Genomic DNA, 356 nt, shown 5'->3' with positions numbered 1-356 from the left:
CCGTGGTCGCCTGCCTCTCATTGCTGAGTTAGCGCAACGCCTTCGGGTGAATCCAACTCCCATGGTGTGACGGGCGGTGTGTACAAGGCCTGGGAACGTATTCACCGCGGCATGCTGATCCGCGATTACTAGCGATTCCGCCTTCATGCTCTCGAGTTGCAGAGAACAATCCGAACTGAGACGGCTTTTGGAGATTAGCTCACACTCGCGTGCTTGCTGCCCACTGTCACCGCCATTGTAGCACGTGTGTAGCCCAGCGCGTAAGGGCCATGAGGACTTGACGTCATCCCCACCTTCCTCCGGCTTATCACCGGCGGTTACCTTAAAGTGCCCAACTGAATGATGGCAACTAAGGT

Annotated in this window: 1 rRNA gene (only partly in view); it reads right to left on the bottom strand. The window is 56.5% G+C overall.

Annotated features, from left to right (window positions below):
* Positions 1–356 (bottom strand): 16S ribosomal RNA (locus ASF69_RS10460); its annotated part runs 764 nt beyond the window's last position; the annotation flags it as partial.

It is taken from the genome of Rhizobium sp. Leaf311 (genome assembly GCF_001423445.1).
GTDB lineage: Bacteria > Pseudomonadota > Alphaproteobacteria > Rhizobiales > Rhizobiaceae > Agrobacterium.
Note: the sequence above shows the minus strand (reverse complement) of the source record. Positions and strands in the feature narration are given on the sequence as shown.